General features: G+C 61.7%; 15 protein-coding genes. 4 read left to right on the plus strand and 11 right to left on the minus strand.

Annotated features, from left to right (window positions below):
• Nucleotides 1–57: 57 nt before the first annotated feature.
• Genes miaA through NAT23_RS09310 form a run of 5 tightly spaced genes read right to left on the minus strand, consistent with a single transcriptional unit; the run spans nucleotide 58 to nucleotide 6,422 of the window.
• Nucleotides 58–1,002: a tRNA (adenosine(37)-N6)-dimethylallyltransferase MiaA gene (gene miaA / locus NAT23_RS09290; RefSeq protein WP_251927688.1), complete on the minus strand. Its 945-nt coding sequence runs from the start codon at nucleotides 1,000–1,002 to the stop codon at nucleotides 58–60.
• Complete coding sequence (gene mutL, locus NAT23_RS09295; RefSeq protein WP_251927690.1) at nucleotides 1,002–3,011, minus strand: DNA mismatch repair endonuclease MutL; 2,010 nt, start codon at nucleotides 3,009–3,011, stop codon at nucleotides 1,002–1,004. Before mutL ends, miaA begins: the two co-directional genes overlap by 1 nt.
• A 6-nt stretch (nucleotides 3,012–3,017) precedes the next feature.
• On the minus strand, nucleotides 3,018–4,448 hold the full coding sequence (locus NAT23_RS09300; RefSeq protein ID WP_251927692.1) for an N-acetylmuramoyl-L-alanine amidase: 1,431 nt from the start codon (nucleotides 4,446–4,448) through the stop codon (nucleotides 3,018–3,020).
• Between the two features lie 7 nt (nucleotides 4,449–4,455).
• Nucleotides 4,456–4,917: a tRNA (adenosine(37)-N6)-threonylcarbamoyltransferase complex ATPase subunit type 1 TsaE gene (gene tsaE / locus NAT23_RS09305; protein WP_251927702.1), complete on the minus strand. Its 462-nt coding sequence runs from the start codon at nucleotides 4,915–4,917 to the stop codon at nucleotides 4,456–4,458.
• 11 nt (nucleotides 4,918–4,928) lie between these two features.
• A complete protein-coding gene (locus tag NAT23_RS09310; RefSeq protein ID WP_251927704.1) occupies nucleotides 4,929–6,422 on the minus strand; it encodes an NAD(P)H-hydrate dehydratase in 1,494 nt (497 codons plus the stop codon).
• Nucleotides 6,423–6,523: 101 nt separating this feature from the next.
• Here NAT23_RS09310 and queG point away from each other — a divergent pair, with 101 nt between their 5' ends.
• The gene (gene queG / locus NAT23_RS09315; protein ID WP_251927706.1) at nucleotides 6,524–7,645 is read left to right on the plus strand and encodes a tRNA epoxyqueuosine(34) reductase QueG; all 1,122 of its coding nucleotides are present in this window, start codon (nucleotides 6,524–6,526) and stop codon (nucleotides 7,643–7,645) included.
• 33 nt (nucleotides 7,646–7,678) lie between these two features.
• On the opposite strand, the gene orn is transcribed toward queG, so the two are convergent.
• Nucleotides 7,679–8,227 (minus strand): oligoribonuclease, encoded by a 549-nt coding sequence (gene orn, locus NAT23_RS09320; protein ID WP_251927708.1) that lies wholly within the window; start codon nucleotides 8,225–8,227, stop codon nucleotides 7,679–7,681.
• A gap of 126 nt (nucleotides 8,228–8,353) precedes the next feature.
• On the opposite strand from orn, the gene rsgA reads away from it, so the two are divergent.
• A complete protein-coding gene (gene rsgA / locus NAT23_RS09325) occupies nucleotides 8,354–9,370 on the plus strand; it encodes a small ribosomal subunit biogenesis GTPase RsgA (protein WP_251927710.1) in 1,017 nt (338 codons plus the stop codon).
• Between the two features lie 93 nt (nucleotides 9,371–9,463).
• Here rsgA and NAT23_RS09330 read toward each other — a convergent pair whose 3' ends face one another.
• Nucleotides 9,464–10,786 (minus strand): NCS2 family permease, encoded by a 1,323-nt coding sequence (locus NAT23_RS09330; RefSeq protein WP_251927714.1) that lies wholly within the window; start codon nucleotides 10,784–10,786, stop codon nucleotides 9,464–9,466.
• A gap of 130 nt (nucleotides 10,787–10,916) precedes the next feature.
• Here NAT23_RS09330 and NAT23_RS09335 point away from each other — a divergent pair, with 130 nt between their 5' ends.
• Together NAT23_RS09335 and asd are read left to right on the plus strand one after the other, a co-directional pair.
• Nucleotides 10,917–11,765 (plus strand): sulfurtransferase, encoded by an 849-nt coding sequence (locus NAT23_RS09335; protein WP_251927716.1) that lies wholly within the window; start codon nucleotides 10,917–10,919, stop codon nucleotides 11,763–11,765.
• Nucleotides 11,766–11,822: 57 nt separating this feature from the next.
• A complete protein-coding gene (asd, locus tag NAT23_RS09340; protein WP_251927718.1) occupies nucleotides 11,823–12,665 on the plus strand; it encodes an archaetidylserine decarboxylase in 843 nt (280 codons plus the stop codon).
• 75 nt (nucleotides 12,666–12,740) lie between these two features.
• On the opposite strand, the gene NAT23_RS09345 is transcribed toward asd, so the two are convergent.
• The 4 genes from NAT23_RS09345 to epmA all read right to left on the minus strand — a co-directional run bounded on the left by NAT23_RS09345 (nucleotide 12,741) and on the right by epmA (nucleotide 17,368).
• Nucleotides 12,741–14,048 (minus strand): cytochrome c, encoded by a 1,308-nt coding sequence (locus NAT23_RS09345; RefSeq protein ID WP_251927721.1) that lies wholly within the window; start codon nucleotides 14,046–14,048, stop codon nucleotides 12,741–12,743.
• The gene (locus NAT23_RS09350) at nucleotides 14,048–15,631 is read right to left on the minus strand and encodes a GMC family oxidoreductase (RefSeq protein ID WP_251927723.1); all 1,584 of its coding nucleotides are present in this window, start codon (nucleotides 15,629–15,631) and stop codon (nucleotides 14,048–14,050) included. The genes NAT23_RS09345 and NAT23_RS09350 overlap by 1 nt, the downstream gene beginning before the upstream one ends.
• 2 nt (nucleotides 15,632–15,633) lie before the next feature.
• Complete coding sequence (locus NAT23_RS09355) at nucleotides 15,634–16,152, minus strand: sorbitol dehydrogenase family protein (RefSeq protein WP_251927726.1); 519 nt, start codon at nucleotides 16,150–16,152, stop codon at nucleotides 15,634–15,636.
• Nucleotides 16,153–16,390: 238 nt separating this feature from the next.
• On the minus strand, nucleotides 16,391–17,368 hold the full coding sequence (epmA, locus tag NAT23_RS09360) for an EF-P lysine aminoacylase EpmA (RefSeq protein WP_251927728.1): 978 nt from the start codon (nucleotides 17,366–17,368) through the stop codon (nucleotides 16,391–16,393).
• Nucleotides 17,369–17,409: the final 41 nt, after the last annotated feature.

The following is a 17,409-nucleotide window of genomic DNA, read 5'->3' on the forward strand; positions in this document are numbered from 1 at the left end:
AAGCGATTCACGTTGAAGTGACAGCATCACATGATGAGCGTGACCACTCATAGTACGCTAAGTGCCGGCACCACGCACGATTTTCAAGGCTGACTCGACAACATCTTCAGCCTGAGGATCGATCCAGTGAGCGTGCTGCCAACGTCTGAGCCACGTCAACTGACGTTTGGCCAGCTGACGCGTAGCGACAACGCCCCGCTCCCTTAGCGTAGACCGATCGAATCGGCCGTCCAGATATTCCCAGACCTGACGGTATCCCACGCTTTTCATGGCCGGCAGATCCGCATGAATCTCAGGGCGCGCTTTCAGTGCTTCGACTTCCTCGATAATGCCAAGTTCAAGCATCTGATCGAAACGCATTGCGATGCGCTCATGCAAAAGCGCCCGGCTACCGGGACAGACCACGATCGGCAGCGGCTCGAACGGAAGCGCCACCGATTCCTGCTCCGTCCAGTGCGCGGTCAGGCTCCTCCCGGTCAGGCGATACACCTCAAGCGCCCGTGTCAGCCGCTGCGGGTCGTTGGGATGAATACGCTCGGCGGCAACCGGATCGACGCGGGCCAGCTCCTCGTGAAGCGCACTCAGACCGCGCTGCTCGATATCGCGCTGCAACTGCTCTCGCACCGCCGCATCAGCCCCCGGCATGCTGGCAGCCCCATCGACCAGCACCTTGAAATACAGCATGGTACCGCCTATCAATAACGGCGTTTGTCCGCGTTGCCACAGGGTATCGATCAAACCGAGCGCGTCGTCTCGAAACTCGGCCGCACTGTAAGGCTCAGACGGGTCGCGAATATCAATCAACCGATGCGGTGCACGCGCCAGCTCATCGGCCGTGGGCTTGGCTGAGCCGATATCCATACCCCGATAGACCATGGCCGAATCAACGCTGATCAGCTCGAAACCGAGCCGCTCATGCAGCGCGATCGCCAGATCGGTCTTGCCGGCCGCCGTCGGCCCCATGATGAACGGCACATAGGGTTTGCCGGAGGGCGCACGCATCACTGCCCCCTCAAAAAAAGCTTGTCGAGCTGACTCATCGTAAGCTCGGTCCAGGTCGGTCGCCCGTGATTACATTGACCGCTGCGCTCGGTACGTTCCATATCGCGCAACAGTGCGTTCATTTCAGGCACAGTCAAGCGGCGGTTGGCACGAACGCTGCCATGACAGGCCATGGTGGAGAGAATCTCGTTTAGATGCGCCTCCAGACGGTCGGAACGCCCGTAGCGGTCAAGTTCGGCCAGCATATCGCGCACCAGCGGCTCCGGGTCGGCCTTGCCAAGCAGCGCCGGCGTCTGACGCACCAGAAGCGTTTCCGGCCCACCGGCGTCGAGCACGACACCGAGTCGGGCGAACGTGTCGACAAAGGTTTCGGCCACCTCGACCTGCGCCTCACTCACCGCGATCGAGACCGGCACCAGCAGCGGCTGCGCCTGAAGCTCGCCGGCAAGCCACTGGGTTTTCATCCGCTCGTAGGTGATGCGCTCATGCGCGGCGTGCATGTCCACCACCACCATGCCTCGCGCCGTCTGCGACAGGATGTAGACCCCGTGCAGCTGCGCAACGGCATACCCCATCGGAGGCACGTCGGGCGTGCTGTCCGACGCGTCATCGGCTTCATTGGTATTGCCCGGACTGATTTCAGATTCCAGATTGCCTGGAATGCCCGTTGAACGCGGCATTGCCGGTGGCTCTGATGCCTGAGATATCCGGGAGGGCTGAGCTATCTGGGGTGTCTGGGGTGTCTGGGGTGTCTGGGGCGTCAGCAATCGGTCCTCGTGATCCGGATGCAACGCCCGGTAGCCCGCCATGAACTCACGCACCTTGCGCTCACCGAAGGGCCGTTCGGGCGGCGCTTCACGAAGCGCCATCGACTGCTGATGCCCTTCGCCCGAGGTAGCCGAAGACGCCGGCGGCGACACGTCTTGCTCGGGAGGCGCCTTAGCCTCAGCCGGCGTTTCCGGTGACGGCGACTGGTTCGGGCGCACCTCGGCAAGCGAGCGATGCAGGCTCGAAAAAAGAAAGTCATGGACGAGCCGACCGTCTCGAAAGCGAACTTCGTGCTTGGTCGGATGCACATTGACGTCAACGACCGCCGGGTCGAGCTCCAGATACAGCACAAACACCGGGTGACGCCCGTGAAACAGTACATCGCGGTACGCCTGACGCACCGCGTGCGCCACCAGCTTGTCACGCACGATGCGCCCGTTGACGAAGAAATACTGCTGATCCGCCTGAGCCCGAGTATGCGTGGGCAACCCCACCCAGCCACGCAGGCGAAGGCCGGTGGCCTCTATATCGACACTCAGCGCATTTTTCAAGAACTCGCGCCCGAGCAGCTTGCCAATACGCTGCTCGCCGGCCAGATCGCTGTCACAGGCGGGCAGTTGATGCACCGGTTTCTGGTTGTGCGAAAGCGTCCAGCCAATGTCGAACCGCGATAGGGTCAGACGCCGAAAGACTTCCTCGATGTGATTGAACTCGGTCTTTTCGGTACGTAGAAACTTGCGCCGGGCAGGCGTATTGAAAAACAGATCACGCACCGTGACGCTCGACCCACGCGGATGTGGGGCCGGAGTTACGCTTGAGGTCATCTCGCGGCCTTCGGCCACGACGCGCCACGCCTGACTGGTGTCGGTGTGGGTGTTGGAGAAGAGTTCCAGACGCGAGACCGAACTGATCGCCGCCAACGCCTCGCCACGAAAGCCAAGGCTTGCCACACCTTCCAGATCATCAAGCGACTCGATCTTGCTGGTGGCGTGGCGCGACAGCGCCAGCGGCAAATTCTCGGGACCAATGCCGCAGCCATTGTCACGCACTCTAAGAAGCTTGGCGCCGCCGGCCTCGATCTCGATATCGATACGGGTTGCCCCGGCATCGATGGCGTTTTCGACCAGCTCCTTGAGCACCGACGCCGGCCGCTCCACCACCTCGCCGGCCGCGATCTGGTTGGCCAGTCGCGGCGGCAGCACCTGGATGCGGCGCTGGTGTTGCTGGGTAGCTGTACTCATAAACCCTCAGGGAATGTTCAAAATCTGACCGACCCGCAGCACATCCGAACTCAGCCGGTTCGCCTGCTTGAGGGCGAGAATCGATACGTTGAATCGGCCGGCAATCGACGACAGCGTATCGCCGGCGCTGACGCGGTACTCGTCCCGGGCACCGCCGCGCGCCTGATCACGTTGCCAGGCCAACAAGCTGTCCGGCGGGGGCTGTCGCTCAAAATGCGCCCGAATGCCGGCGTAGACCGCGTTCATCAGCTGTTGCTGGTGGCTCGCCTGCTGCAGAAGCCGCTCTTCGCTCGGATTGGTGATAAAGCCCGTCTCGACCAGAAGCGAGGGGATATCGGGGGATTTGAGCACGACAAATCCGGCCTGCTCGACCCGACCGTGACGAATCCGATTGACCCGCTCGATCTGACGGAACACATCGGTGCCTGCGGCCAGCGAATCATTGATGGTGGCGGTCATGCTCAAATCAAGCAGCACCCCGCGCAGCATTTCATCCTTGTCATCCAGACTAAGATCGCCACCGACCCCACCGATCAGGTCAGAGTTGTTTTCACTTTTTGCAAGCCAGCGCGCGGATTCCGACGTAGCGCCGTGCTGAGACAGCGCAAACACCGAACTGCCTCGCGCCGAACTCGACCGCGCGGCGTCGGCGTGCAGTGACACGAAGAAATCGGCGTGCCGATCCCGGGCGATACGGGTGCGGCCCCGCAATGGAATGAATACGTCACGGTCACGGGTCAGGTACGCCTTGAATCCGGGGGCGGCGTTGAATTTAGCCGCCAGCCGCTTGGCCATCTGCAGTACCACGGTCTTTTCATACACGCCATGCGGGCCGACCGCGCCGGGGTCCTTGCCACCATGACCGGCATCCACGACGACCACGATATCGCGGCGCGGGTGGGTAACCGCCGGTTGGCGAGTAGACGAGGAAGCTCTGGGTGTGGTGGCTGACGACGACCGTTTGGCCAGCGCCTCGGTTGCGGCGTTTTCACGACTTCGAATGATCGCCTCGATCGGGTCGCCTTCATCACTGCCGCCACCCTCGAGCACGACCTCCAGTCGGTAACCGTCGCTTCCAATCTTGCGGATCGGCGCCACCTCGAACGTCACCACGTGAGATAGATCGATTACGACCCGGAGATCATTTTGATTGCGCGGCCCCGAGCGCACGGCCTTGATCAGCGCACTCTTCGAGGCCGCCGCCTCGATCGCACCGACCTTGCGCGTGTCCGAGAAGTCGGCCACCAGCCGAGCGGGATTATCCAGCGCGAACACATTGGTATCGGGCTTGCCGGCAAGATCGAACTCGAGCGCCGTCGTGCCGCCGGCATGCTTCACATCAAGCGAGGTTAGCGTGGCGGCAAAGGCAGACTGCGCCAGCGCGATACCAACAATGACACACAGGGCTCGAATCGAACGTAACGCACCTACTCGCATAAAAATCCTAACGTGGCTTGGAAAGCGCCTCGAGTACATCACGCCCGTAGTCGGACGACGCAGAAAGCGTAGCGCGTCGCCCCTCGTCCATGACATCAAGGGTTACGGTAATATCGGGCGAAGCAAGCCAGCCTTCACCCCGACTTGGCCATTCGACAAGTTTCAGGCACTCGCCATCGCCGAGCACGTCCCGCGCACCGAGAAACTCGAGCTCTTCTGGATCACCCAATCGGTAAAGATCGAAATGATAGATACGCGCCGAATCGAGCTCATAGGGCTCCATCAGCGTATAAGTGGGGCTCTTTACCGCACCGTCGTGGCCATAGGCTGACAGAATGCCTCGGGTCATCGTGGTCTTGCCGGCGCCAAGTTCGCCCTCCAGAAAGACCAGGCCACGACCGGCCAGTGTCTGTCCCAGCCAGCGGCCGAACGCGACCTGGGCGGCTTCATCGTTGAGTAAAATAGTCATGATCAGGCGTCTTATTGCGGATTGGCCAGTCGACGAGCGTAGAATGCCAGATCGGTCGCCAGCACACCACGCTCGCCGTCGTCACGGGCGGCCTCATCGGCGGCCAGTGCATGCAGAAGCGACCCATTGAGCGTCGCCTCCAGCGGTGACAACCCCTGCGCCAAAAGCGCGGTGATGAAACCGGTCAGGGTGTCCCCCATACCCCCGGTCGCCATGCCGGGGTTGCCAAAGGCATTGAGATAGACCGCCTCGTCGCCGGTCGTCGGGCAGGTTCCAGCAATCAGCGTGCCGGCCCCTTTCAGCAGCACGGTGCTACCAAAGCGGGCCTTGAGCGCCCGAACGGCTGCCAGCCGATCGGCCTGAATATCAGCCGTCGACCATCCAAGCAGCGCCGCCGCCTCACCCGGATGCGGCGTCAATACATGCGGCGCGGTTGGCGCTAGGTTAAGCGCCTGCATGACATGAAGGCCATCGGCATCGATCACGGTGGGCCGATTCGAGGCGAGCGCCGCCGCCATCAGGCCCTCGCCCCAGGCGCCTCGCCCAAGACCCGGGCCGATCGCGATGACATCACAGGCCTCGAGCAGATCATGGATGTCATGGGCATTGCGGGTCGGACGTACCATCAATTCCGGGCGGCGGGTCAACGCCGGCGCCACATGCACCTCATCGGTGGCAAGACTTACAAGCCCTGCCCCGAGACGAGCAGCCGCTTCGGCCACCATGATCGATGCGCCACCGTAGCCCGGCTGACCGCCGATCACGAGCGCGTGACCACATTGCCCTTTGTGGGTGCTAGGCTTGCGCGCCGTCAGGCGCTGACTCAAGCGATCCCGGCTTAAAAGCGTTGCCTGATAGTCGATGCCGCTCAGGTACTGGCCAACCTCGAGGCCTGCAAATACGCATTCACCGACGTGATCAACCGCGTCGCCCGTATAAAGGCCGAGCTTTCGCCCGATGAACGTCACGGTCAGCGACGCCACGACCGCGACATCGACCACCTGCCCGGTATCGGCATTGACGCCGGAAGGCACATCAAGTGACAACACCGGCACACCGGCGCCGTTGATGCGCTCGATAGCCGCATCGAACGGCGTACGCAGGGTGCCTGCAATACCGGTGCCCAATAGCGCATCGACGATCAGGGCGCCATCGAGCGCCACATCCGGTGACCACGGCGTCATGACGACACCTGCGGCACTCGCCAGCTGCCAGGCCTCGAGCGCCTCCCCCGAAAGCGTTGACTCGGGCTTGAGCGCAACGCACTGCACTCGAAGCCCGGACTGCCGAGCAAGCGCCGCCACCACAAAGCCGTCGCCGCCGTTGTTGCCGCTCCCGCACAGAATCGACAGCGACCCGGCCTCGGGCCAGCGCTTTCGGATCAGGTTGAACGCCGCGTGCCCGGCGCGCTGCATCAGATCGAACCCACTCGGGCCATGTTCCATAGCCTTTCGGTCCAGCGCGCGTGACTGTTCAGCGCTATAAAGACGAATTGCACGTTCCATGAACTGCCTTTGCTCCTTGCCTTGCTCGTCCCGGTCGAAGGCCGACCGGCAACGCGTTACACTGTGTGGTTGCATACACCTACCGATCGCACCCCATCCTCATGGCAGACACGTCGTCGCTCGACCCCACCGCCCTTTCAAGGCACATCAAAGAGCTTGCACGCGAGCTGGGCTTCAGTGCCTGTGGCATTACCGGTGTCGATCTGGGCCAGCACGAGGCCTATCTCGAGGCGTGGCTCAAGGCCGGCCATCACGGCGAAATGGACTACATGCAAAAGCATGGCACAAAACGCACTCGGCCGGCAGAGCTGGTGCCGGAGACCCTGCGTGTGATCAGCGTCCGCATGGATTACCTGCCGCCGGAGGTCGAAAGCGCCAAACTGCTCGGTCAGCCCGAAAAAGCCTATGTGTCACGCTACGCCCTCGGGCGCGATTACCACAAACTGATTCGAAAGCGCCTGGACCAACTGGCCAAGCGCATTCAACGCGCAATCGGCCCCTTCGGGTATCGTGCGTTCGTGGATTCTGCCCCGGTGATGGAGCGCGCACTTGCCCAACGCGCCGGCCACGGCTGGTTCGGCAAGAACGCCATGATCATCAACCCCAAGTCCGGCTCGCTGTTCTTTCTTGGCGAGCTGTATACCGACCTGCCGCTGCCGGTGGATGAGCCGTTCGAGCGCGAGCACTGTGGCTCCTGCAACCAGTGCAAGATCGCCTGCCCGACCGGCGCCATCGTCGATGACAAGATCATCGACGCCAGGCGCTGCATTTCATATCTAACCATCGAGCTGCATGGCGCCATTCCGCACGAATTTCGAAAACCGATGGGCAATCGGGTATTTGGCTGCGATGACTGCCAGCTAGTCTGCCCGTTCACACGCTTTACCAAACGAAGCGCGGAACCGGATTTCTCTCCGCGCCACGCCCTCGACCGCGCCGATCTGGTCACGCTCTTCAACTGGAGCGAGGCGGAGTTTCTTGAAAACACGGCCGGAAGCCCGATTCGACGCATCGGCTATGCGCGCTGGCTGCGCAATCTTGCGGTGGGCCTTGGCAACGCCCCGACGTCCAGCGCCGTACTCAGCGCGCTAAGGGCCCGGCGCGCCTACCCATCCGCACTGGTGCGAGAGCACGTGGCTTGGGCGCTCGAGCAACACCAGGCGCCTGAGCCGCCCACCATCGCACGCCTGCCGATGGCCACGGCCCAGGCAACGATCAATTAGATCAAGGCCGCGCCTCAACCTACACACTGACCCTCATACATCGAGAAAGTGCGTTCGGTAATACGCCATTTCCTCGATCGACTCGCGAATGTCGTCCAACGCCTGATGGGTGCCCTTTTTCTGAAACCCGTCGACGATGCCCGGTTTCCAGCGCCGCGCCAGCTCCTTGAGCGTGGAGACATCAATGTTGCGGTAGTGGAAGAAACGCTCGAGCGTCGGCATCTCGTACTGCATGAAGCGCCGGTCCTGATGCACGCTATTGCCACACATTGGCGAGGCGCCCTCCTTGACGTGTTCGGCCAGAAACTCGAGGGTCAGGCGCTCGGCGTCGGCGGTCGAGATATCACTTTTCCGAACGCGCTCGATCAAGCCGCTGTCGCCATGGGTCTTCTGGTTCCAGTCGTCCATCTTATTAAGCTGCGTATCGCTTTGATGCACGGCCAGTACCGGGCCTTCGGCCACTACATTGAGGTCACTGTCGGTCACGATGGTCGCGATCTCGATGATCCGGTCTTCGGCCGGATCCAGCCCGGTCATTTCCAGATCGATCCAGATCAGGCGGTCTTTAGCGGGGGTGCTCATGGGTACTCCGGGCAACGGTTACGCACTCAAGGCAACCATTTGGCCTTGAGCGCTTGATGAATTGCGATGTCATCTCGATGGCGTAAAGCGTACAATCAAGCGCGTAATCAGACCAGCGAAGGACGCATGAGTCGACGAAAACTGAGCCGCCAGCAGCAGTGGCGCATCGACAAGATTCAGGCCGAAAAGGCCAAACGGGCCGCCCGCAAGGACGAAAAGGCAAGCGCGGAAGATGAGGCCGGCCGGCTCGGCCCCGAGCGCGAAGGCCGCATCATCGCTCACTTCGGCCGTACGCTCGAAGTCGCCGATGACGGCCACGCCCTGCACCAGTGCCATCAGCGCGCCAACATCGCTCAGCTTGTGACCGGTGACCGGGTGATCTTTCGCCCCGGCATCGAGGACAACGGCGTGATCGAGGCGCGGCTCGAGCGCACCTCCACTCTCGAGCGCCCCGATGCCCGCGGCCAGCTCAAGCCAGTGGCAGCCAACGTCGATCGCATCTTGATCGTCTTCGCCGCCGAACCCGAACCGTACCCCAACCTGATCGACCGTTACCTGGTCGCCTGCGAGGCCACCGGCATTCAACCGGTGCTGGTGCTCAACAAGACTGACCTGCTGCCCGACGATGGCGGCGAGCTGATGCGCTGGCTCACCCGCTATGAAGCGCTTGGCTACGAGATTCTGCCCGCCTCGGTCAAGCGCGAGCACGGACTCGACGCCCTGACCGAGACCCTTGATGGGTTGACCACCGTGTTCGTCGGCCAATCAGGCGTTGGCAAGTCGTCATTGATCGACGCGCTGCTGCCCGATGAGCTTTTACGGATCGGGGCGCTGTCGGAAGATACCCGCAAGGGCAAGCACACCACCACCACCGCCCGGCTCTACCGCTTTCGAAGCGGCGGCGAGCTGATCGATTCGCCCGGCATTCGCGAGTTCGGGCTGACGCACTTGAGCGCGCAGGACATCACCGACGGCTTCATCGAGTTTCGCCCTTTCGCAAGCCAGTGCAAGTTTCGCGACTGCCATCACGAGGAAGAGCCCGGCTGCGCGCTGAAGGCCGCCGTCGAACGCGGCGACATTCACCCCGAGCGCTTTGCAAGCTACAAACAGATCAAGGCAAGCCTCGACGGCCCCGCGTACTGAGAGTTCTATGTACTGAGAGTTCGATCAGACAGGCATAAAAAACGCGGCACCAAGGCGCCGCGTTTTTGCAGGCATCACACACCCTCGTGAAGCCTAGCCCTCCATCAGCATCAGAATCGACAGCGCAAACAATACCCACATGGTGGGTTTCACCTCGCGCGCCTTGCCAACGCCGACCTTGACGATCACGAAGCTCAAGAAGCCGAACACCACGCCGTGCGTGATCGAATACGTCAGCGGGATCAGGATCATCGCGATGAAGGCCGGAATGGCGTCGTCCATCTCATACCAGTTGATCATGCGGATCGGGTCGAGCATGAACACGCCGACCATGATCAGCGCCGGCGCCGTTGCGATTGCCGGAACCAACGACAACAGCGGCGACAGAAACAGAAACGGCAGGAAAAGCATGGCTGCCACTACGGCCACCAGCCCCGTACGGCCACCCTGACTGATGCCGGCAGCGGATTCGACGTAGGCGTTGGCCGGGCTGGTGCCAAGCGGCGCCGAAATCAGTGCGGAAATGGCATCGATCACCATCGATTGGCGAATGTTGCGCGGCTCGCCGTTTTTATCCAGGAGTTTCCCGGCCTGACACACCCCCATGAACGTCGACAGCGCATCGAAGAAGATCGTGAACAAGATCACAAAGGTGAACGGCAGGTAGGCCACATCGAGCGCCCCCAGGATGTCCACCTTGAGCAGGCCGCTGAAATCGGGCCAGGCAAAGATGCCGTTGTAGTTCACAAGGGTCGAGGCACCGAGATACGCGCTCCCATCGCCCCACCAGCGCCCGATCGGCCAGGCAATCAGCGTAGTGAAGATGATGCCGATGATCAGCGCGCCCTGCACGCCGCGTGCGACCAGAAGCGCAGTCACCGCCATGCCGATCAAAAAGGTCACGATCGGTGCGCTCATCGGCGCCATGGACACAACGGTTGCCGGGCTTGTGACCAGAAACTGCGCGTTGACCAAACCGATGGTAGTAATGAACAGGCCAATACCGCAGGCGATGGCGTACCTGAGCTGGGCGGGAATGGCATCGATCACGTAACGGCGCACATTGAATACCGCCAGTACCGCAAAAATCACCCCGGCCCAGAACACGCACCCAAGGGCGGTCTGCCAGGGGATGCCGGCGCCGAGTACCATGGTATAGGTAAAAAGCGCATTGATGCCCATGCCCGGGGCCACCAGGATAGGGTTTCGCGCATAAAGCCCCATCATCAGGCTTCCGAAGAAACTGATGATCACGGTCGCGGTCAGTGCACTGCTGAAGGGGATGCCTGCGTCACTCAGGATCGAGGGATTGACCACAATGATGTACATGGCGGCGAGGAAGGTCGCAACGCCTGCCAGGATTTCCTGTTTCGGTGAGCTGCCCTGCGCTCTTATTGTAAATAGTCGGTCTAGCACGTGGTTCTCCAACGATGGAAAAAAGCAGCCGGCAGTATACCGACCCAGCGCCTTATCGGCACGGGCAGTTGTCCCTGTGCCCGCTTATTGGCTAGCCTTGGGCCATGACTTCCACCGAAAGGGATCGCCCATGAGCACCGAAGACAACCTGCTGCCACTGATCGTTGAGCCGGACACTCTCAACGACGCCTTGAGCGCCCCCTCGCTTTTGATCATCGATGTGCCTGCCAAGGCGGAAAGCTACGCGCAGGGCCATGTGCCGGGCGCCATTTTTCTGGACCACACCCGGTTGTTTGCCGGTGCCGATTCAGGCAAGACGCCGAACGATGTCCCGGAGCCTGAGGCGCTTACGAACCTGTTTTCCTCGCTGGGCCTGACCCGCGACACGCACGTCATCGCCTATGACGACGAAGGCGGCGGCTGGGCCGGACGCCTGCTGTGGACGCTCGAGCTGATGGGCCACACCCGCTATTCCTATTTGAACGGCGGCATTCATGCCTGGCGCGCGGCAGGCCTTGCCATGGATACCGCCCCACACACGCCGAAGCCAAGCGACTACACGGCCGAATTCAAGCATCCCGAGGTCATGATGGACGTCGATGCCATCAAGGCCGAGCTCGATAACGGCCCGCTTGCGGTCTGGGATGCACGCTCACCGGATGAGTACGACGGCCTCAAGGGCAAGAACCGCCACCTCGGCCACATTCCTGGGGCGATCAACCTGGAGTGGACCGACGCCATGGACCCTGAGCGCCACTACCGTCTTCGCGACTACGCCGAACTCATCACCCTGCTCGGCGCCAAGGGCCTTGATCCAGAGACCCCGGTGGTCACTCACTGCCAGAGCCACCACCGAAGCGGGTTTACCTGGCTGGTCGGTCGGGCGCTCGGGTTCACACACATCAGCGCCTACCCAGGCTCCTGGGCCGAGTGGGGCAACCGCGACGACACGCCCATCGAAAAAACGCACGACGCGTGACACCGATGCACTCCGGGATGCGATAATGCATCCCCTTTTCTTGTGGGACCTTTTATTGTGAATCGCGATCAGCTCTTTGCCTGGCTGCAGTATCCGCTGCCTCACCACCTCATTTCCCGGCTGGCCGGCCACCTGGCCGATTGCCCGACCCCATGGCTCAAGAACGCCATGATCACTCAGTTCATCAAGACGTTCGACGTCGACATGAACGATGCTGTCCACAAGACACCGGATGACTACCGCACCTTCAACGAGTTCTTCACCCGGCCGCTGGTCGAGGGCGCCCGCCCGGTTGGCGCAGGCGTCGTCTCACCGGCCGATGGTCTGCTGTCCCAGTGCGGCGCGATCGAGGATGGGCATCTGATTCAGGCCAAGGGACACACCTACAGCGTGCGTTCTCTGCTCGGGGGCAACAAGAACGAGGCCGCCGCCTATCAGGACGGTCAGTTCGCAACGATCTACCTCTCACCGCGCGATTATCACCGCGTCCATATGCCGGTATCAGGCCGATTGGTCAGCACCCGCTATGTGCCGGGGCGCATCTTCTCGGTCAACCAGGCGACTGCGCGGGAAGTGCCGGGGCTTTTCGCCCGTAATGAACGCCTGGTCTGCCACTTCGAAACCGAGTTCGGCCCGATGGCCGTGGTGTTGATCGGTGCAATGATCGTGGCCGGCATCGAGACCGTCTGGTCCGGCCAGGTCACGCCCGGCGCCAAGACCCCGCAGGACTGCCGCTTCGACCAGGAAATAACGCTTGAGACCGGCGAGGAACTGGGCCGCTTCAAACTGGGCTCGTCCGTGGTGATGTGTCTGCCAGAGGGCGTGCGCTTTCACCCGGACGTCGATTCAGGCGACACCGTACGCATGGGCCAGTCGCTCGCGACGGTCGATCCGGCCTGACGCTCAAAGCCTGCGTCACTGCCTACAAAAAAGCCCCGCAGTGCGGGGCTTTTTCGACTTCGAAAGGCTCAAGACTCACTCACCGCTGTCGCGAATGTCCTTGACCTCATCGGCCGTGATTTCGGCGTCAGGGTTACCGAAGGTGTCGGTCACGAAGTTGACCAGGGTAGCCACTTCCTCATCCGACAGCTGCGTCTTGAACGCCGGCATCAACAGCTCGCCGTGATTGTTCTCACGGTGCACGCCGTTCAGGATGACCTGAGTCAGGTTATCGAGCTTGGTCGTCCCAACCACGCTGTTGTGATAGAGCGACGGGTAGTAGCCATCCGGCGAGCCTGACCCGTCAGCCCCGTGGCAGGTCGCGCAGTTGCCCATGTAAAGCGAGGCGCCCGGCGCCTGCTTCCTGGCGATGTCGAGGTCCAGCCCGCGAACCTGCACGTCGACCGGCGTCGGCTCACCCTGGGTAAAGCGAGAGGTCTCTTCGGAAACACCCTCGTTGACCGCGGGCACGCTTCGAAGGTACGTCGCAATCGCCTGAAGGTCGCTGTCGCTCATGAAACGGAAGCTGTGCTCCACGGCTTCACCCATCGGCCCGGCGGCCTGCGCCTTGTCCTGAACCGCCCCGGTTTTCAGGTACTGAACGATCTCGGCATCGCTCCAGTTGCCGAGCCCGTCGATCGGGTCATTGGTGATGTTGAACGCGTGCCAGCCGCCAAGATCAGCGCCGGCAAGGAAGCCTTCTTCCTGCTCACTCGAAGCCTTTTCCTGCATCGCAAGGCCACGCGGGGTGTGACAGGTGCTGCAGTGCGTCGCGCCCTGAACCAGATAGGCGCCGCGGTTCCAGGCGTCGCTCTTGTCGGCCTGCGGCTCGTAGGCACCCTTGTCCATGAACATCCAGTTCCAGGCCGCCAGCGGCCAGCGCATGCTGAGCGGCCAGGGAATATCGCTTTCCTTGTTGGCCTGCTCGACCGGCGTCACCTCGTTCATGAAGTAGTCATAGAGCGCCTTGATGTCGGCGTCCGTCATCTTGGTGTAGGCGGTGTAGGGCATCGCCGGATACAGGTGATCGCCCTGCTTGTTGACGCCTTCGCGCAGCACCCGCGTGAAATCCTCGAGCGAGTAGTTGCCGATGCCGGTCTTGGTGTCCGGAGTGATGTTGGTCGAGTAGATGTCGCCCATCGGGGTCGGCATCGCAAGCCCGCCGGCAAACGGTGAGTCGTCATTGGTCGTATGACAGGCCGTGCAGTCCGCGGTGCGGGCGATATAGGCGCCCCGGCTCATCGGCTCGGACGCCTTGTGGCCTGATGTATCAGCGGCAAAGGCGGCCGGGCTTGAAAGCGTGCCGAGCGCAAGCGCAGCGCCGAGTGCGTAAGAAATGCGCATCAGACTTCCCCTTTCAGCGTATCGGCAATACGAAGCGACAGCGCCGCGATCGTCAGCGTGCAGTTGACCGTGCCGACGGTCGGCATGGTGCCGGAGCTTGCGATGAACAGGTTGTCGTGATCATGCGTTCGACACTGACCATCCACCACGCTGTCCTTGGGATCATCGCCCATCAGCACCGTGCCGCAGATGTGCTGGTTGTTGGCGAAGTCGTTGTGGAACTCGACCTGAGTGCCGCCCATGAGCCTTGCGATTTCGGAATATTTTTCCTGGGTATGCACCGCGCTTCGACGCACGTAGTCGTCGATGGCGTAGTGAAATTCCGGTTTCGGAATGCCGAGCGCGTCGGTTTCGGTGGCGCTTGGCTTGATGAAGTTTTCCGGATGCGGCAACAGCTCGTGGAAGCTGTCGAACTGCACATAGCGCGAGGCGCGATCCCGAATCTCGGCGTCGAGCGCCTTGCCAAAGATCAGGCGGTCTTCGCTCAGAATCTTCTGGGCCATTACGTCAGTGCGCGACAGGTTCGACAAATGCAACTTCTTGCCGGCGTAGTCGGAGCGAAACTCGCCGTCGCGCCAGCCGATGATCGAGGTCATCTCCTGCGCGCCGCGGCCCGGCCACAGCGGTTGATCGGCAAAGAAGCTGACGCCGGTACCGGGGTGGTCCATCAGGTTGCGCCCGACCTGATTTGAACTGTTGCCGACGTCCGACATCAGCATCAGCTTCGGCGTCTCGATCCCATTGGCCGCCAGCACGAACGCCTTGCCCTCGACCCGCACCGACTCGCCGGTGGGTGTCTTGTAATGTACCGCCGCGATCCTGTCGTTTTCGCCGCGTTCGATCTTGTAGACCACGGCCTTGTCGATCACCCGGGCGCCGGCCTCTTCGGCCTTTTCGACGTGAAAGATGCCGTTGTACATCGCGCCGATCGGGCAGATCGGCATGCAGTTGTTATTGCCGCAGCAGGTCGGGCGGCCATCGTAGGGGCGGCTGTTACGCGCGACCGGCTCGGTCACCATGTAAAACCCGTTGGCATTGAGCCGGGTCTTGATGGTGCGCTCGTTGTAGGAGATCGGCAGCGGCGACATCGGATAGGGCTGGCTTCTGGGCGAGCCGAGCTCTTCATCGCCCGGCCCCCACACGCCCAGCTCTTCCTCGGCGCGCTGGTAGTAGTGCTCCAGATCGTCATAGCCGATTGGCCAGTCACGGCCAACACCGTACTGGGACTTCAGCCGGAAATCGCTTGGCAGAAATCGCCAGGACGACGCCGCCCAGTGCCAGGTCGTACCGCCGACGGCGCGGATGTACTGCGCGTCATAGGCGTGTTCGCCCTTTTGAATCAGATAACCGTTATCGGGCGAGAATTCAGGATGTGGGGCGTACTCGGTCGATGGATACGGCTTCATGAAATCCATCTTGTCAGTCTGGTTTCGAAAGCGCTCGACGATGTCGCCACGGGGATAGCGCGGGCCGGCTTCCAATACCAGAACCGATTTACCGGCAAGGGCCAGCTGATGCGCGACCAGACCGCCGGCGACGCCGGAGCCGACGATAACGACGTCGGCGCTATGCGTTGTTGCCATGATTACACATTCTCCGTGTCTGGTTTTTCGGCCCAAAAGCCCGGCTCGTTGGGGCAGTACGTGCGGATAACCAATACGTCATCGACGGCCTGGAACTGAAGTGCATGGCGGTAAGTCACGACACGGGCGTGCTCCCCTTCACCGACAATGCCGGTATACCACGCGCTCAGGATGCGCTTGGCCGTCTGTGCGACGGCAGAATCCGCATTACCGGCCAGCGCGTCGAGACCGTTGTGCTCGAGCGCCTTGGAAAGTGCATTCAGGTGCTCGGCGAAGCCGTCATCGGTTCGGGAAAGCGCGGTCATCAAAGCCCGTCCGACGGCGGGGTTCAATGCGCTCTTTTCGCATACCGCCTGCGACACGGTCATGAAGGTGCCGAGTTGGACGGGGGTGTTGGACGCAGCCAGGGCGCCAAGCGGTGACACAAGCGCAGCCGCACCGGCTGCGCCCGCCAGGCTGTACCCCAGAAGCTGGCGTCGGGTCATCTGACCCGACGACGTTCCGGCATGTTTGGAAGTCATGAACGTATATCTCTTGAGTGATCCGTCACCGAGCATGGCTCGATGATCGAAAAAAGACGGCCCGTTTCGGGCTCATTTTTGCTGTCTGTCTACGGTCGGGCGCCTCTTGAACCTCTCAACACACCTTTTGGGGCATCGAGAGCCTGGCCACCTCTTATATTGAACTAAAGTTTAATGACTTTGGTGTCGTTTCGAAACAACACCTTTCTAATACACTCAAAAACAGAGTAGACCACCCTCAGCAACGTGGGGTATCGAACGCCATCACGTCACTGACACACGCTCGGCCCTCGGCCAGCATGATCAGTCGATCCAGCCCGAGCGCCACGCCGCAGGCCGGGGGCAGGCCGTGTTCGAGGGCAGCCACAAGGTGGTGATCGGCCTCGACCGATGGCGCGCCAAGCGCGCGCCGCTCACGCTGATCGGCCTCGAACCGCTGACGCTGCTCACACGCATCGATCAGCTCGTCGTAGCCGTTGGCAAGTTCGATGCCCCGGACATACACCTCGAAGCGGGAAGCGACCTGACAGCCATCGGGGTCACTATGGCATTTCGCAAGCGCGGCCTGGCTTGCCGGGTACTCGGTCACGATATCGATGACGCCCTGACCCAAATGTGGCTCCACCTCGAAGCTCATCAAAAGATCCAGGCAACTGTCGCGCGACCAGTCGGGGCAGGATTCCCCGAGATGCGGGGCAACTCGATCTTGAAGCGCGTCAAGCGTCGCCGTCAGCGGGTCGAGTCCGACATGGCGCTGAAACAATGCGCGATAGGCATGTCGGCACCGGGGCAGCTCCGACTGAAGCACGTGCTCGATCAGATCACAGGTTTCCCCGATCAGCGCATCGAACGTCATGCCCGGGCGATACCATTCGAGCATGGTGAACTCGAGGTTGTGCCTGCGACCGACCTCGCCGTCTCGAAATACGCGCGCCAGTTGAAAGATCGGCCCGCTTCCTGCCGCCAAAAGCCGCTTCATATGTCCTTCAGGCGAGGTCTGGAGCCAGAGCTGCTCTTGGCCTGCGGGCGTGGTGGCCTTAAGCGACAAGGATGCCAAGTGCGGATCGGTACTGCCGCCATGGCCCAGTACCGGTGTTTCGACTTCAAGCACGCCTCGCGCCTTAAAAAACGCCCGCACCGATGCCAGGTGTCGCGCGCGCGCGCGCAGGGTTTCGATGTCGGCGCTCGGGCGCCAGGTGGAATCCGGGTGATCCACGGCCTTGAATCTCCTTGATCGTGAAGGCGAGAGAGAGCCGC

This window comes from Larsenimonas salina (genome assembly GCF_023736155.1).
In the GTDB taxonomy this organism is placed as follows: Bacteria; Pseudomonadota; Gammaproteobacteria; order Pseudomonadales; family Halomonadaceae; genus Larsenimonas; species Larsenimonas salina.

Excerpts from the sequence above, each read along its gene's own strand:
- miaA (WP_251927688.1), bottom strand. The coding sequence starts at position 1,002 with ATGCGTGCGCCCTCCGGCAAACCCTATGTGCCGTTCATCATGGGGCCG.
- NAT23_RS09335 (WP_251927716.1), top strand. The coding sequence starts at position 10,917 with ATGAGCACCGAAGACAACCTGCTGCCACTGATCGTTGAGCCGGACACT.
- orn (WP_251927708.1), bottom strand. The coding sequence starts at position 8,227 with ATGAGCACCCCCGCTAAAGACCGCCTGATCTGGATCGATCTGGAAATG.
- queG (WP_251927706.1), top strand. The coding sequence starts at position 6,524 with ATGGCAGACACGTCGTCGCTCGACCCCACCGCCCTTTCAAGGCACATC.
- NAT23_RS09355 (WP_251927726.1), bottom strand. The coding sequence starts at position 16,152 with ATGACTTCCAAACATGCCGGAACGTCGTCGGGTCAGATGACCCGACGC.
- NAT23_RS09300 (WP_251927692.1), bottom strand. The coding sequence starts at position 4,448 with ATGCGAGTAGGTGCGTTACGTTCGATTCGAGCCCTGTGTGTCATTGTT.
- NAT23_RS09310 (WP_251927704.1), bottom strand. The coding sequence starts at position 6,422 with ATGGAACGTGCAATTCGTCTTTATAGCGCTGAACAGTCACGCGCGCTG.
- NAT23_RS09345 (WP_251927721.1), bottom strand. The coding sequence starts at position 14,048 with ATGCGCATTTCTTACGCACTCGGCGCTGCGCTTGCGCTCGGCACGCTT.
- rsgA (WP_251927710.1), top strand. The coding sequence starts at position 8,354 with ATGAGTCGACGAAAACTGAGCCGCCAGCAGCAGTGGCGCATCGACAAG.
- tsaE (WP_251927702.1), bottom strand. The coding sequence starts at position 4,917 with ATGACTATTTTACTCAACGATGAAGCCGCCCAGGTCGCGTTCGGCCGC.
- NAT23_RS09350 (WP_251927723.1), bottom strand. The coding sequence starts at position 15,631 with ATGGCAACAACGCATAGCGCCGACGTCGTTATCGTCGGCTCCGGCGTC.
- mutL (WP_251927690.1), bottom strand. The coding sequence starts at position 3,011 with ATGAGTACAGCTACCCAGCAACACCAGCGCCGCATCCAGGTGCTGCCG.